The sequence below is a fragment of the Streptomyces sp. NPDC002004 genome (assembly GCF_053593975.1).
In genome coordinates this window covers 73,053-86,300 of record NZ_JBSFDP010000019.1, presented here as the reverse complement: position 1 = coordinate 86,300, position 13,248 = coordinate 73,053, and the positions used below count along the sequence as shown (strand labels likewise).

Below are 13,248 nucleotides of genomic sequence, written 5' to 3'. Positions count from 1 at the left end.
AGCCGCCCGGTACTTCACTTTCCACCTCACCGGGCGAACCGAATCCGGCAGAACACGAGGCGCGGAGGGAGGCGAGTCGCGATGACGACTGCAGAGAGGCGTGACACGACCGCCGCCGTCGCCAGCGGTGAGTTCGGAACCCGTCCCGACGCCGCCGCACATGCGCGGCGCATGGCGAGGGGATTTCTGGACCACAACGCACCGCAGGCGCCGGCCGAGGCGGCGGACGTGGTGGAGCTCGTCGTTGCGGAGCTGGTGACGAACGTGGTGCGGCACGCCATGAGCCGTCACTGCCTGATGGAACTGGCGGACCTGGGGGACGGCGTCGAGATCGCCGTCTCCGACGGCGATCCGTCCCCACCCCGGGCACGTGAGCCCGACTACTCCGGCGGTGGCGGCTTCGGCTGGCCGCTGGTGTGCCGGCTGGCGTCGTTCGTGAAGGTGTCGACCCGGGCGACCGGGAAGACGGTGCATGCCGTGGTGCCGTACGCGGTTTCCTGACGCGGAGCGCGCCGGTGAGCCGCGACGCGGCCCGGCGACGGCGCCGACAACACACAAAATGCGACCTGGAGGCGTGCGATGGCCTGGACGGTTCTGAGGGACAAGGCTCGACGGAACTCCCGTGACCGGCCGGGCGCGAGCGCGTCACGGGTGTCGCCGTGGGCCAGGGTCGTGATCACGGCGGTGGCCTTCGTGGGCATGGTCCTGTTCGGCGTGGTACTGGCCCGGTTGACGCTGGAGCCCTCGGCTGCCTCGGCGCCGTTGACGCACTCGAACCTGCGGCCCGGCGACTCCATTCGCGGGTACCTCGACCAGCCGGCCTTCCGGGTCGCCGTCGAACAGGTCGGGGGGAACATCCTGCTGGGCATGCCGTTCGGCCTGGTTCTGCCGGTACTGGCCCCCCGTGCCCGTGGGACCCTGCGGGTCGTCCTGACCACGGCGCTGGTGATGCTGCTGGTCGAACTGGTCCAGGGCGCCCTGATCACCGGACGGGCCTTCGACATCGACGACGTCATCCTCAACAGCACGGGCGCACTGCTTGCCTACCTGCTGCTCGGACGGCGGCTCGGCCGTGCCGTGCACCCGCGGCGCCGGCACTGGTGGCACCGCTTCACCCGAGGGCAGACCGCGCCCGGCGGCGCATGACGACGATCGACCCGGCGCCCGGGCCCGGCGAACGGACCCGGGCGTCGTCATGCCGCGCCGACCGACCGGCCCCGCTCACCGCGGGGGGTCCGGTCCAGGGGGCGCCGCCCACGCGTGGCAGGCCGGGATGCCGCCCGTTCTGCGACGTCATCCCGATGCCCGGCCCTGCCCCCCGACCCCCAACTGCTGAGCGTGTGCCTGCCGAAGCGCCGCCGGGATGCCGGCCGAGCCGTTCGAAGCACCCGCACGGCCTCCTCCACCTGCCCAACCCTCGGACCCGCGCCGAAGGACAGTGCGCCGCCGTACCCAGGCAGGGCGCTGCCGGTGTTCCCGTTCGCCGGCGTGACCTGCGAACGTGGGCGAGCGGCTGCCGCGGGGCAGCAGGTACGGGAACGAGGGAGCGGTCAGCGTGTCGCAGCGGGGATCACAGGTCCTGGTCGAGCGCATGGAGGATCACCAGGTCGCGATCTACCTGGCGGCGATGGCCGCGGGCGGTCTGCTCGGCGGGTTCGCACCGGCCGCCGGCCCCGTCCTGGAGGACGCCATCAACCCCGTTCTCGGCGCCCTGCTGTTCGTCACCTTCCTCCAGGTGCCGGCCGCCGAACTGGTCCGCTCGCTGCGCGACGGCCGGTTCCTCTCCGCGGCCTTGACGGTGAACTTCGTGGTGGTGCCGCTGGTCGTCGCGGCGATGTTCACCTTCCTGCCCGCCGACCGGGCCGTGCGGGTCGGGGTGCTGCTGGTGCTGCTCTGCCCGTGCGTGGACTACGTGATCGTCTTCACCGGCCTGGCCGGCGGCTCCAGCCACCGCCTGCTGGCCGCCACCCCGCTCCTCCTGGTCGCGCAGATGATGCTGCTGCCGCTGTTCCTGTACCTGTTCATGGGCTCCGACCTGACCGGCGTCGTCGAGGTCGCCCCGTTCCTCGAGGCGTTCGTCTTCCTGGTCGTCATTCCGCTCGTGCTCGCCTGGGCCCTGCAGGCATGGGCCGCGCGCCGCCCGGCGGGGCGGAAGGTCTCCGATGCGGCAAGCGGCATGATGGTGCCGCTGATGGCCGCCACCCTGCTGATCGTGGTCGCCTCCCAGATCCCCGGGCTCGGCGACGGCCTCACCGACGTCGTCGCCGTCATCCCCTTCTACGTCCTGTTCCTGCTGCTGATGGCGTTCGCCGGGAAGGCCGTGGCCCGTCTGTTCCGCCTGGACACCGGAGCCGGGCGGGCGATCGTCTTCACCGGCGCGACCCGTAACTCCCTCGTCGTCCTGCCCCTCGCCCTGGCCCTGCCGGACGCCCTGGCCGTAGCGGCGGTCGTCGTGGTCGCCCAGACCCTCGTCGAGATCCTCGGCATGGTCGTATACGTCCGTGTGGTGCCCCGTCTGATGCGGGCCCCCGCCGGCGCGAGGGGGGAGTGAGGCTGCATCCGCGCCGGCCCGCCGGAGCATCCGAGCCGTTCCGCGGCCACCCGCGGCCCTGGTCGATACCGGAGCCGACGGTCAAAGGGGTCCGGCGACCGGACGGGGTGTCATCCGCAGTGAGGCTGCCCGCGGCGTGGTCGTCACGAACGTGGTGAGGGGCGGCGCCCCGAGGTATGGACCGGGGTGACGAGTGGGTCGATGAATGTCACACACCCAAAGAAGCCCCATTTCGGACATACGCATATTTTCTTCGCCCTTCTCTCGTTCGATTCCCGGTATGGTCGCCGGCATTCGGGCTGGAGTGCCCCGAGCCGTTGCGCCGATGCGCACGGCGACGGCTCGTTCCGCACCCCTGCCCGTCGTTGTGACTCACCGGCCCTCGGACTCGCGCCCGCTCCGGCCGCGATTCGACGGCCGGACCCCGCCGGCCCCGGCATCGCACGGATGCCGCACCGGTCGCGCGCGGGCTGCCCATGTGACCGCCGACACAGAGCAGGACGAAGACCTTCATGCTGGCAACACACATATCCCGCCGCACGCGGCGCGGACTGGCCACGGTCCTGGCCGCCGGGACGGCGCTCGCGGCGCTCGCGACGGCCGCCCCGGCCCGGGCGACCACGGGCACAGCGACCGTCGGGGGCTCCCCGGTGACCTGCACCTCGAAGCGCCCCGGGATGGCGGACCGGCTGTCCAAGGACATCGCCGACGCCCTCCACGGCCGCCACGGCGCCGTCGCGCTCGCCCTGTACGACCGGCCCACGGCGACCTCGTGCACCTTCCGCGCGGGCGCCGCCTTCGACTCGGCGAGCGTGGTCAAGGTCACCGTCCTGGGCGCGTTGCTGCGCAAGGTCGCCGAGGAGCACCGTCACCTGACCTCGCGCGAGGCGCAGCAGGCCACCGACATGATCACCAAGTCGGACAACGCCGCGACCAACGCCCTGTGGCACCAGGTCGGAGAAGGCGGCATCCGTCACTTCCTGACCCTGGCGGGCATGCGGGACACCGTCCCGGGCCCGTCGGGCCACTGGGGGCGCACCCGGATCACCGCCGCCGACCAGCTGAAGCTGATCCGACTGCTCACATCGGACAACTCCGTCCTCACACCGCGAGCCCGTGCCTACGCGCTCCGCCTGATGAACCGGGTCGTCCCCGAACAGCGCTGGGGCGCACCCGCCGGGGCACCGGCCGAGGTCACCGTGCACGTCAAGAACGGCTGGCTGCCCCTGGAGGACAACGGCTGGCGCGTGCACAGCGTCGGCGCCTTCACCGGCGCAGGACGCGACTACGGGCTGGTCGTGCTCTCCCACGGCAACCGCACGATGGACGAAGGCGTCACGACCATCGAACGCGCTGCCCGCGCCGTCAACCGGGACGTGAACCAGCACGGCGCCTCCTGACGGACCTCCTCCGGCGGTCCGCCCGGAGGACGTCGAGGGGGACCCGACCCGGGCAGAGGACCCGGTCACCCGACTGGTCACCCACCCGGTCACCCGTCGCGCAGTCGTCCAGGACCTCTAGCCCGTGGCCGCCCCGGCGTACACCGTGCGGACGTTGTCCTGCGGGGGCGGCAGATGGTGCGCGGCGGGTCCCGCGGCGAAGGCGCGGAGGAGGTTCTCCGTGGTGCGCGTGACGAAGGCCGCCGTGCGGGCGTCCATACCGTGGTCGCGGCCGTTGTCGGCGGTGCCGGCCATGAGTGCCTCGACCCAGCGCATGGTGCCGGAGGCGAAGACACCCGCACCGCCGGGCGCCGTGTAGTAGGCGGAGTCGGAGTGGCTGGGCCGGCCGCCGCACACCAGCGGTGAGTGGGCGACGATCTCGAGGGGCGCCGGAGTGGGGTCACCGGGCGTGACCCGGTCGTACTCGACACCGACCAGATGGGCGAAGCCGTCGCCCTCCCGTACCCCCGTGCCGGCGAACAGCCAGTGCCCGGGCCGGGTGACGACGTACGGCGCGTCGGTGGGATAGCCCTCGTACAGCACCCCCGTCAGAGAGGACTCCGCTTCCGGCGCCGGCCCCCGCCTGAAGTCGGTGGTCACGAGGGCGGGCCGGCCGGGGTAGCACGGGTCGTCGCGGTAGTCGGTCTTGTAACAGACCACCGCACGGCCGGTGTCCGCGGGCGGCTGCTGGATCCGGACCCGGCGGAAACACGTGTTGGCGCCGAGGAAGGCCAGATTGGTTCCGGCGTCACGCGCCCGCGTGACATGCTCGCGCTGCTCCTGGGTCCAGTACTCGTCGTGGCCCAGCGACACCAGGGCGGTGGCGCCGAGCAGCGCGGCCGGGTCACCGTGCACGTCCAGCCCGGTCGTGTACGCCAGCGGAATGCCCAGCCGCTCCGCCAGGACCACCAGCGCACGCTCGTACACCAGGAACTTCTCCGCGCCGTCGCCCTCGTACGGACGGTCGAAGCTCACGGCGAGCGACCGCGACGCGTACGCGCCGTCCTTTCCTTCGTAAAGGCTGTATCCGCCCCACCGGTTGTACGCCTGCCAGGTCGCCGGCGCGTGCATCAGGACCGTCCGGCCCTTCACGTCCGCCGAGCGGACGACCAGCGGCACATAGCGCTGCGGGCCGTTCTCCGCGTCGAGCCGCAGCAGGTAGCCGCCTTCGGGCCAGCCGTCGGTGCGCACGGCGACGCTGCGCTCCCAGTCCGCCCGTACCGTACGGGTGGCGGCGAGGAAGGCAGGGGGCTTCTGCACGTGACCGGCGAGCCGGTCCGAGTGCCAGACCAGACGGGCCTGCGTGCCGCCGTACCAGCCGATCCGATAGGCCGAGACGCGGAAGCCGGGGGACGTGGTGGAGACGTACAGCCCGAACCCCTCCCCGGGCAGCACGCTGACCGCGTCGCAGTAGCCCTGGATCGCATCGGGCGGGCCCTTCGAGGCCAGCCGCCAGCCGGCGTTGCCCGGCCGGTCGCGTTCCGGGTCGGCGCTCGACGGAGTGGGCCGGGCCCTCCGGTCGAGCGGCGGGAAGCCGCAGCCCGCCGCCACGCCGACGCTCGCGGCTCCTGCCGCGCGGAGGAAGGCCCTGCGGTGCATGACGCCCTGCACGGCGCGACCTTCCACGCCTTCCGGGGCGTCGTCGCGCGGGTCCGCGCCGCACTCCCTGTCGCCGTCCATCGCCTCGCTCCCGTACGCGCCGACGCACGTCGCGTGCGCGGCATGCCGTCGGAGTGATCCTCACGGCGGCGCGGGCGGCGGGGCGACCGGGACTGGCCCGTCCGGACGCGACGGCCACCCGGTACCTGCGGTGACCGTGCTCCGCACGCCCGGCCGGGCCCGTGCCGCCGGTCTCCGCATAGGGTTTCGTGGCGCGCACCCGACGGGTGCGGCAACGGGCCACCGGGCGATGGCGGGACCGTACGGCCGATGCCGCTCCACCCGGGGAAGACATGTCGATACGGGGAGGGGCACATGGCCGAGGTCATGGCGGACGAGGGCGGCACCGTCGACCACACGGGCGGCGTCAGCGGCCTGATCGAGGATGTGGTCGGGTCGAGTGCCCGGCTCACCCGAGCCGCAGCCGAGTTGAGCGACATCGACGTACGGGCGCCGTCGGGACTCGCACGCTGGACGCGCGGTCAGGTGCTCGCACACCTCGCGCGGAGCGCCGACGCCTATGTGCGGCTGCTGCGCCTGGCGCGCGAGGGCGCCGAACCCGGTCCGAGGACGGACACCGCACCGCCGACCGGGGCCGTCGACCCCATGGCCGCGCTCCCCGCAGCCGAGCTCGTCTCCGAAGTGCGCCGCCGCCTGGCGAGGTTCGCCGCGGAGGCAGGGGCGATGCCCGCCGAGGCCTGGGGCCGCCTGGTCACGGCTCTGCCCGGCTGGCGCCACCCTGCCTGGTTCACCCTCCGGCGCTGTCTGCGCGAACTGGAGACCCACCACGTCGACTTGCGCATCGGATACGGCACCGATCGGTGGCCGGCCCCCTACGTCGTCTGGGGGCTCGACACGACACTGGCAGCGCTGAAGGCTGAGGGGTTCCCGGTCGGCGTGGTGAAGGCGACCGATCTCGGCCGGCGATGGGAGGTCTCGCCGGCCGGCCCCGCCCTCGCCGCCCCGGGACACCTCCTGCTCGGCTGGTTGAGCGGCCGGCTCTCCATCGACGGGCTCACGGTCGGGGGACACCCCGGGGCGCTGCCGGTCCCGCCGGCGTGGCCGCTGCCGCCCGCTCCCGGCTGGGGCCGGGCCGACGGAGGCGGCGGCAGGTGAGCCGGGCCGGTGCGGCAGGGGACGCCGTGCCGAGCGACCGCGACGAGGGCGTCCGGCGCGCGTGATCGTGCCCGAGCTGGTCTGCTGGGTGAGGGGGAGATTCTTCGGGTCGATGACGGGAGAGAGCTGATGAGCGTCTATCGGGCCGCGCAGGTCGCCGGTGCGGGCGGCTCCTTCGAGGTCGTCGAACGTGAGGTGGCGCGACCGGGAACCGCTGAGGTGCGGATCGCCGTGGAGGCGTGCGGGATCTGCCACAGCGACTCCCTCTTCGTCGACGCGCTGTTGCCCGGGGTCGGCTTTCCGCTGGTACCGGGGCACGAGATCGCCGGGCGTATCGAGGAGCTCGGCGACGGCGTCCGGGGCGACTGGCGGGTCGGCGACCGGGTCGCCGTGGGCTGGTTCGGCGGCAGCTGCGGCTACTGCAAGGCCTGCAGGCAGGGAGACTTCGTCGTCTGCCCGAACCTGAAGGTCCCGGGCTGGGCCTACGACGGCGGATACGCGCAATCGGTGATCGCGCCGGCCCAGGCCCTGGCACGGATTCCCGAAGCGCTGGCGGCGAATGATGCGGCTCCCCTGGCCTGCGCCGGTGTGACCACGTTCAACGGGCTGCGCAGCAGCTCCGCCCGTCCGGGCGACCTGGTCGCCGTGCTGGGCATCGGTGGCCTCGGTCACCTGGGAGTGCAGTACGCCGTCGCCATGGGCTTCGAGACCGTGGCCATCGCCCGCGGTGCGGCCAAGGCCGACTTCGCCAAGCAACTGGGCGCGCACCACTACGTCGACAGCACGGCGGACACTCCGGTCGCGGAGGCGCTGCAGTCCCTCGGCGGGGCGAACGCCGTCCTGGCCACGGCGTCCAACTCGGCTGCGATCGCGGCGACCGTGGACGGGCTCTCCCACCGGGGCGAGCTGGTGGTCATCGGCGCGGCCGCCGAACCCCTGGGGATCAGCCCGACCCAGCTCCTCATGGGCGGCACCGTCATCCGCGGCCACCCGTCCGGTACCGCGCAGGACATCCAGGACACCATGGCGTTCAGTGCCCTCCACGGGATCCGCCCGATGATCGAGGTCGTGCCGCTGGACCAGGCCGACGCGGCGTACCGGAAGATGATGGAGGGTGCCGCACGCTTCCGGATGGTGCTCACCACCGGCTGACCCAACGCTCCGGTGCGGCGGTGCGGCGGTGCGGCGGTGCGGCGGTGCGGCGGTGCGGCGGTGCGGCGGTGCGGCGGAGCGTCCGGGGACGGACGTGCGTGTCCGCGCGCTGGGCGCAGCCGCCCGGAGGCGCCGGTGCACGGCGAAGCGGCCGGCTCTCGTACGGTCGGCGGGCACGGTCCCACCGCCCCACCGTCACCGGATGCAGCCGAAGCCTTCGCTCCGTAAGCTCGTACGGGTCGGTGACATCCGTCCGGGAATCGTGCCGGCCGCCGGTCGTGGCGGGCGGCCTCGCCTCCCGGCGTCACCGACCGCCGGACCGGCGCAGCGACCCCTCGCTGCGGGTGCATCGGACGTGGAGCCCTTCATGACCACAGCGCGGGACCTGTTCATCGTCGCCCTGGACATGGAGTCCAGTCGCCCCGTGGAGCGGGGCAACCTCGCGCTCGCGCTGGCGGGAGCCGAGATGGCCGATCTCCTGGAGGCCCGGGCCGTCACGCTGGACGGCGACCGGATCGTGCCCGGTTACCGGCCGACCCTGGCCGATCGCGTGCTGGACGAGGCGGCCGACGCCCTGTTGCGGGAACCCCCGTACGAGACGGTGGGCGACTGGTTGTGGCGCCGCGGCCGCGATCTGACCGCCACCTACGCGGCCGCCCTCGAGGCAGAGGGGCAGCTCGCCCGGGAACGCCGGCACGGGTTTCTCTCCGGGGCCGGCCAGGCGGTGCTCGTCGATTCGCCGGCCCGCCGCGAGGCGGCGGAGCGCTGGACTGCGGGCGAGCCCGTCCTCGGCCTCCTTGCGGAGGCCGTGGGGGTCCGCGGCAACCGCACCCCGGACGCACCGGAGGTCGCCGATGACGCGGTGGCGACGGTGCTGGCCGCCGTCGATGAGGCAGTGGTCGAACTGGACTCCGTGCGCCAGCGGAAAGCCATCGAGGACGCGGCCTTCGAGAACATCTGGCGCGGCCCCGACCAGTGACGACAAGGCATCGGCGGTGCCGGCGTCCTGCACGCGCACAGCCGCGTCGAGGGGAGCGCCCGGCGCCCGCCGCCTACGATGCCGTTGTGGCTGTCATCCGAGTCGAGCGCAGGCCTGCGCTTCCCGTCGACGAGGCATGGCGACGGCTGACGGACTGGAGGCGCCACGGCGCCCACGTACCCCTGAGCTCGGTCACCGTCGTACCGGCAGGGCCGACGCGGGCGGGCACGGTGGTCGTGGTGCGGACCGGCGTCGGACGTGCCGGGTTCGACGACCCCATGGAGGTCGTGCGCTGGGAGCCGCCGACCGGCGCTCGCCCCGGATTCTGCCGTCTGGAGAAGCGCGGCTCCGTCGTCACCGGCTGGGCCGAGATCGAGGTGTCCCCGCTCGACGGCGGGGACCGGTCCCGGGTGGTGTGGCGGGAGCAGGTGCGGGTGTGGAAGCTGTCCCGGGCGTTCGACGTACCGACGGCCCGGGTAGCCCGGTTGGTGTTCGGCCGGCTCGTCGACGCCCTGCTCTCCGACTAGCACGGCTCTCCGAGGAGCACGCCAACGCCCGGCGGAACGAGGCAAGTCATGGCGCATGCGGGGCACCGTGCCGGAGAGAACCGCTCAACACGTCCTGCGGACATGGTGACTGCTCTTCGGAGTGGTCACATCCCTGTCCCTGCGCACGATGCTCAACCGCTTTCCGAAAGCGGAACACGCCTTGCGCAGACCGCCGTCGGTGTACTCGACGACGAGGACGTGGTCGTCGAATGCGGATGCGTAGGTGGCGCATTCGCCGTATTCGGCGCATTCTTCGACCACGGCGAAGTCGACGTGTGTCCTTGACCTGGCGGCCGCGAGTTCCGCGGTGTTCTTCTGGGCCACGGCCAGGCCCCGCGTATGCGCGTGGGCGGCGATCCGCGTGATGAACGCCTTTGCGTCGTTCGCGGTCAGCAGACCGTGGGAACGGCTGTAGCTGTCGTAGTTGTCGGGTTCGACCGCGTCGAACCCCTTGTCCGCACAGCTGTCGATCCAGCGGTCGACCCGGGCGGCGATGCGCTCGCGCTTGGCAGCCGTCCCGATGTCCAGCAGGGCCTCGTTCCAGTCCCGGTCGATGACCGGCCGGCCCTCGGTGTCGCGCAGCAGTAGCTCGGCCGGCCACCGGTCCTGTGCGTCCGGCTGCGCCTGGAAGGCATTCACGTAGCAGATGTTGTACCGCCCGCGCGCCGGTGAGTCCGTGTGGTCGCGACCGACGATCGCGACGCCCGGCGACGGGGGGTAGGCACCGCCGATCTGGTAGTCGAAGTCCCTGTGGACCGGGGGCAGGCGCACCGCCCGGGTGCCCTCGACGGGATGGGTGCAGCCGGCGAGTGCGGCCGTGGCCACACCGGCCAAAACCGTCAGGGACGCGGCCCGGTGGCGCCGCGCGAGGCGCCGGGCAGCCGACGCGCCCGGAGCCGAAGCGCGCGTCCCCGGGCGCCGGGACCCGCGGAGACGGACAGCGGACACACGCACCACGACGTCGAACCTCCGCCGCCAGAAGTGGGCAAAACGGATATAACATTGCTTGTCATTGTTTATTTGCATTTCAGGATTTATGAAACTTCCGGTACTTGTCTCCGGTATTTGTCCGGAGCTGAGACGGGTTTTTGCTGCATCGGTTGCCCGGAAATGCGGTGACATGCGTCACGTGTGCATGTCCGGGTGGTCGACATGTCCGCCGCCAGTTCCGCTCCGTGGCGGGCGAGTTGGGGGCGGAGCAGTCGTTGATCTCATGCCTTTCACCGGCATGTACGAGCCTGTCCCTTTTCTCGTGTGAATTCGGGCCTTGTTCCGTTCGAAGGGTGTCGCTTACGGTTCGCTCATTCCGGGTGGAACGCCGAATCCTGCCGCTTCCCGGAAATTCCGAACCAGCACCATTCGCGTACGGCAGGAGCGGGGAACCCACGGTTTGCCGCCGACCCGGATCCACGGGCCGGCTCGGGGTGAAGCCGTGCCCACCGGCACGGCCGGGCGACTCCAGCCCGAATCCGACAGCTGACCTCGCAGGCATAGGAGAGGACTGTGCCATGGCCGGAAAAGGCAAACACCGCCGCCCGAAGAACTCCCGAATGAGCCGTGGATTCATGGCCGTCGGCGCCGGCGGGGCGGCAGTTGCCCTGCCCGTGATCGCCGCGACCACCGCGAGTGCGGTGCCGAAGGCGGCACCCGCCGTCGCGCCTTCGGTCAAGGTCGAGAGACCCGCACTCCCGCGGGCCGTCCAGATGGTGCCCATGCGGTACTCCGTGGTCACCGGCGACTCCCTTTCCAAGATCGCCGGCAAGTATGCGCTGAAGGGCGGCTGGCCGCGGCTCTACCGCGACAACCGGAGCGCGGTCGGTGACAACCCGTCACTCATCCACCCCGGTCTCAAGCTCACCGTCAACCGCCAGGTCCGGGCGGCGGCTTCGGACCTGCGCGCCGACCGCTCCCGGCGCAGCACGGTGCTCCCCAAGGCCGCCGCCCCCAGGACGGCACCCAAGGCTGCTCCCAAGGTGACCCCCAGGACCGCCCCCAAGGCGGCTCCCAAGGTGACCCCCAAGGTGACCCCCAAGGCGTCTCCTGCGGCGGCGAAGACGTACGCGAACAACCTGGACGGATGGATCCGCGAGTCGCTCGACATCATGGCGAAGCACGGCATCCCCGGGTCGTACGACGGTATCCACCGCAACATCATGCGTGAGTCCTCCGGCAACCCGCGCGCCATCAACAACTGGGACTCCAACGCGGCGGCCGGCCACCCCTCGAAGGGCCTCCTCCAGGTCATCGACTCGACCTTCACGGCCTACCACGTCCCGGGGACGTCGATGGACCCCTTCGACCCGGTCGCCAACATCACGGCCGCGTGCAACTACGCCGCCGCCCGCTACGGCTCGATCGACAACGTCAACGGCGCCTACTGAGCGGTTCCGTGCCGACGGCCGGTGACGCGGTCCCGGCCGGCACGACGGGGAAACCGGGAAGGGGCCGCTCGCCGCGCAGAGGGTGGAGATCACCGTCCTGCGGCGAGCGGCCCCCAACGGCTGCTAAAATGGGGCTCGTCGGCCTTCGTGCGCACTCATCTCATGCGCCCGGAGGCTTTTTTCATGCCTTCCGACAGCCATGACACCACCGAGCCCGCTGCCACCAACACCGGCTACAGCACCCTCCTCAGCATCCGCGAATTCGCCGGACTGTACGCCGGCTTCACCCTGACCGTCGCCGCGAACACCCTGTCGGGGTTCGCCCTCGGAACCCTTGTCGACCACCGGACCCACTCGCCGTTCCTTACCGCGGTGAGCATGTACGGCGCCACCTTCGCGACGGTGCTCGGCGCGTTGACGCTGATGTCGGTCGCCGACGGACGCCGACCTCGCCGTACCCTCGTCGTGCTCCAGTTCGCCTCCCTGCTCGGCACGGCCGCCCAGGCCGTCCCGGGCCTGCCCCTCGTCGCCCGGTTCGGGCTGCTGCTGGGCCTGGGCTTCTTCCAGTCCCTCGGGACGGGCACCCGGATGGGGCTGCTCACCGAGGTGGTCCCCGCCTCCGCGTACGCGTCGGCACGCTCACTGATGAACATCACCTCCGGCGGCACGGCGATCCTCGGCTACGCCGTCGGCGCAGTGCTGCAACGCCACCTCGACCCGCACGGGATCTTCCTCGTCGCGGCAGCCCTGACCGGCCTGGGTTCGGCCGTGGTGGCGACCACCGTCCGGGAACACTCGATCCGGCTCACCCGCCGCCCGGGACTGCGCCGGACCTGGGCCACGAACACCGAGCTCTTCTCGCACGCCGGCCGGCGTGCCCTGCTGCTGAACCTGTGGGTCCCGAACGGTCTGGTGGTCGGCTGCGAGGCCCTGTTCATCTCCTACGACCCCGAGCAGGCCGGAACCTTCCTGGCCGCGGGATCGGCGGGCATGCTGCTCGGGGACCTTACCGTCGGCCGGCTCCTCACCGCCGCCCGACGCCGTCGCTGCGCGTTCGGCCTGCGACTGCTGCTCGCCGCTCCCTACCTGCTGTTCGCGTTCCACCCGCCCCTGTGGGCAGGAGCGGTCGCGGTGTCCGCCGCCAGTGCAGGATTCGCCGCCACCCTGCCCCTGCAGGAGCAGCTCCTGGAGCTGACACCCGACTCGGCACGCGGACAGGTCCAAGGCGTGGAGTCCGCGGGACGGATGACCTGGCAGGGCATCGGCGCCGCCATCGCCGGCGGTCTCGCCCAGCAGCTCGACCCGGGCAGCGCGATCGCCCTCGTCGCCGCCGTGTCGGTGACGCTCACCGTCGTCTCCCGGCCGTTCGTGCTCCGCGCCCGCACACCCGTCGTCCAGGAGACCGGTGCGTGAACCCGGCAGA

Annotated in this window: 12 protein-coding genes and 1 riboswitch; of the genes, 10 read left to right on the top strand and 2 right to left on the bottom strand. The window is 72.1% G+C overall.

Annotated elements, in window-relative coordinates; all coding sequences use genetic code 11:
• Positions 1-81 precede the first annotated feature (81 nt).
• From ACWCP6_RS24865 to ACWCP6_RS24850, 4 genes are all read left to right on the top strand, one after another.
• Complete coding sequence (locus ACWCP6_RS24865) at positions 82-501, top strand: ATP-binding protein (RefSeq protein WP_450934741.1); 420 nt, start codon at positions 82-84, stop codon at positions 499-501.
• Positions 502-579: 78 nt separating this feature from the next.
• A complete protein-coding gene (locus ACWCP6_RS24860; protein ID WP_450934740.1) occupies positions 580-1,146 on the top strand; it encodes a VanZ family protein in 567 nt (188 codons plus the stop codon).
• 445 nt (positions 1,147-1,591) lie between these two features.
• Positions 1,592-2,551 (top strand): arsenic resistance protein, encoded by a 960-nt coding sequence (locus tag ACWCP6_RS24855; protein WP_450934784.1) that lies wholly within the window; start codon positions 1,592-1,594, stop codon positions 2,549-2,551.
• Positions 2,552-3,063: 512 nt separating this feature from the next.
• Entirely contained in the window at positions 3,064-3,951 is an 888-nt protein-coding gene (locus ACWCP6_RS24850; RefSeq protein ID WP_450934739.1) for a serine hydrolase, read from the top strand.
• A 117-nt stretch (positions 3,952-4,068) separates the two neighbouring features.
• Here the strand turns inward: ACWCP6_RS24850 and ACWCP6_RS24845 are convergent, their stop codons facing one another.
• Positions 4,069-5,670 (bottom strand): N,N-dimethylformamidase beta subunit family domain-containing protein, encoded by a 1,602-nt coding sequence (locus tag ACWCP6_RS24845; RefSeq protein WP_450934738.1) that lies wholly within the window; start codon positions 5,668-5,670, stop codon positions 4,069-4,071.
• A 294-nt stretch (positions 5,671-5,964) separates the two neighbouring features.
• Between ACWCP6_RS24845 and ACWCP6_RS24840 the strand changes: the two genes are divergently transcribed.
• The 4 genes from ACWCP6_RS24840 (at position 5,965) to ACWCP6_RS24825 (ending at position 9,423) form a co-directional block, all read left to right on the top strand.
• Entirely contained in the window at positions 5,965-6,765 is an 801-nt protein-coding gene (locus tag ACWCP6_RS24840; protein WP_450934737.1) for a maleylpyruvate isomerase family mycothiol-dependent enzyme, read from the top strand.
• A 129-nt stretch (positions 6,766-6,894) separates the two neighbouring features.
• Complete coding sequence (locus ACWCP6_RS24835) at positions 6,895-7,917, top strand: alcohol dehydrogenase (protein ID WP_450934736.1); 1,023 nt, start codon at positions 6,895-6,897, stop codon at positions 7,915-7,917.
• Positions 7,918-8,284: 367 nt separating this feature from the next.
• Positions 8,285-8,896 (top strand): GOLPH3/VPS74 family protein, encoded by a 612-nt coding sequence (locus ACWCP6_RS24830; RefSeq protein ID WP_450934735.1) that lies wholly within the window; start codon positions 8,285-8,287, stop codon positions 8,894-8,896.
• An 86-nt stretch (positions 8,897-8,982) separates the two neighbouring features.
• Positions 8,983-9,423 (top strand): SRPBCC family protein, encoded by a 441-nt coding sequence (locus ACWCP6_RS24825; RefSeq protein ID WP_450934734.1) that lies wholly within the window; start codon positions 8,983-8,985, stop codon positions 9,421-9,423.
• Positions 9,424-9,507: 84 nt separating this feature from the next.
• On the opposite strand, the gene ACWCP6_RS24820 is transcribed toward ACWCP6_RS24825, so the two are convergent.
• A complete protein-coding gene (locus tag ACWCP6_RS24820) occupies positions 9,508-10,269 on the bottom strand; it encodes an endo alpha-1,4 polygalactosaminidase (RefSeq protein WP_450934733.1) in 762 nt (253 codons plus the stop codon).
• Between the two features lie 516 nt (positions 10,270-10,785).
• Positions 10,786-10,950: riboswitch (cyclic di-AMP (ydaO/yuaA leader) on the top strand.
• A gap of 2 nt (positions 10,951-10,952) precedes the next feature.
• Between ACWCP6_RS24820 and ACWCP6_RS24815 the strand changes: the two genes are divergently transcribed.
• Together ACWCP6_RS24815 and ACWCP6_RS24810 are read left to right on the top strand one after the other, a co-directional pair.
• Entirely contained in the window at positions 10,953-11,825 is an 873-nt protein-coding gene (locus ACWCP6_RS24815) for a LysM peptidoglycan-binding domain-containing protein (protein ID WP_450934732.1), read from the top strand.
• Between the two features lie 183 nt (positions 11,826-12,008).
• Positions 12,009-13,238 (top strand): MFS transporter, encoded by a 1,230-nt coding sequence (locus tag ACWCP6_RS24810; protein WP_450934731.1) that lies wholly within the window; start codon positions 12,009-12,011, stop codon positions 13,236-13,238.
• Positions 13,239-13,248: the final 10 nt, after the last annotated feature.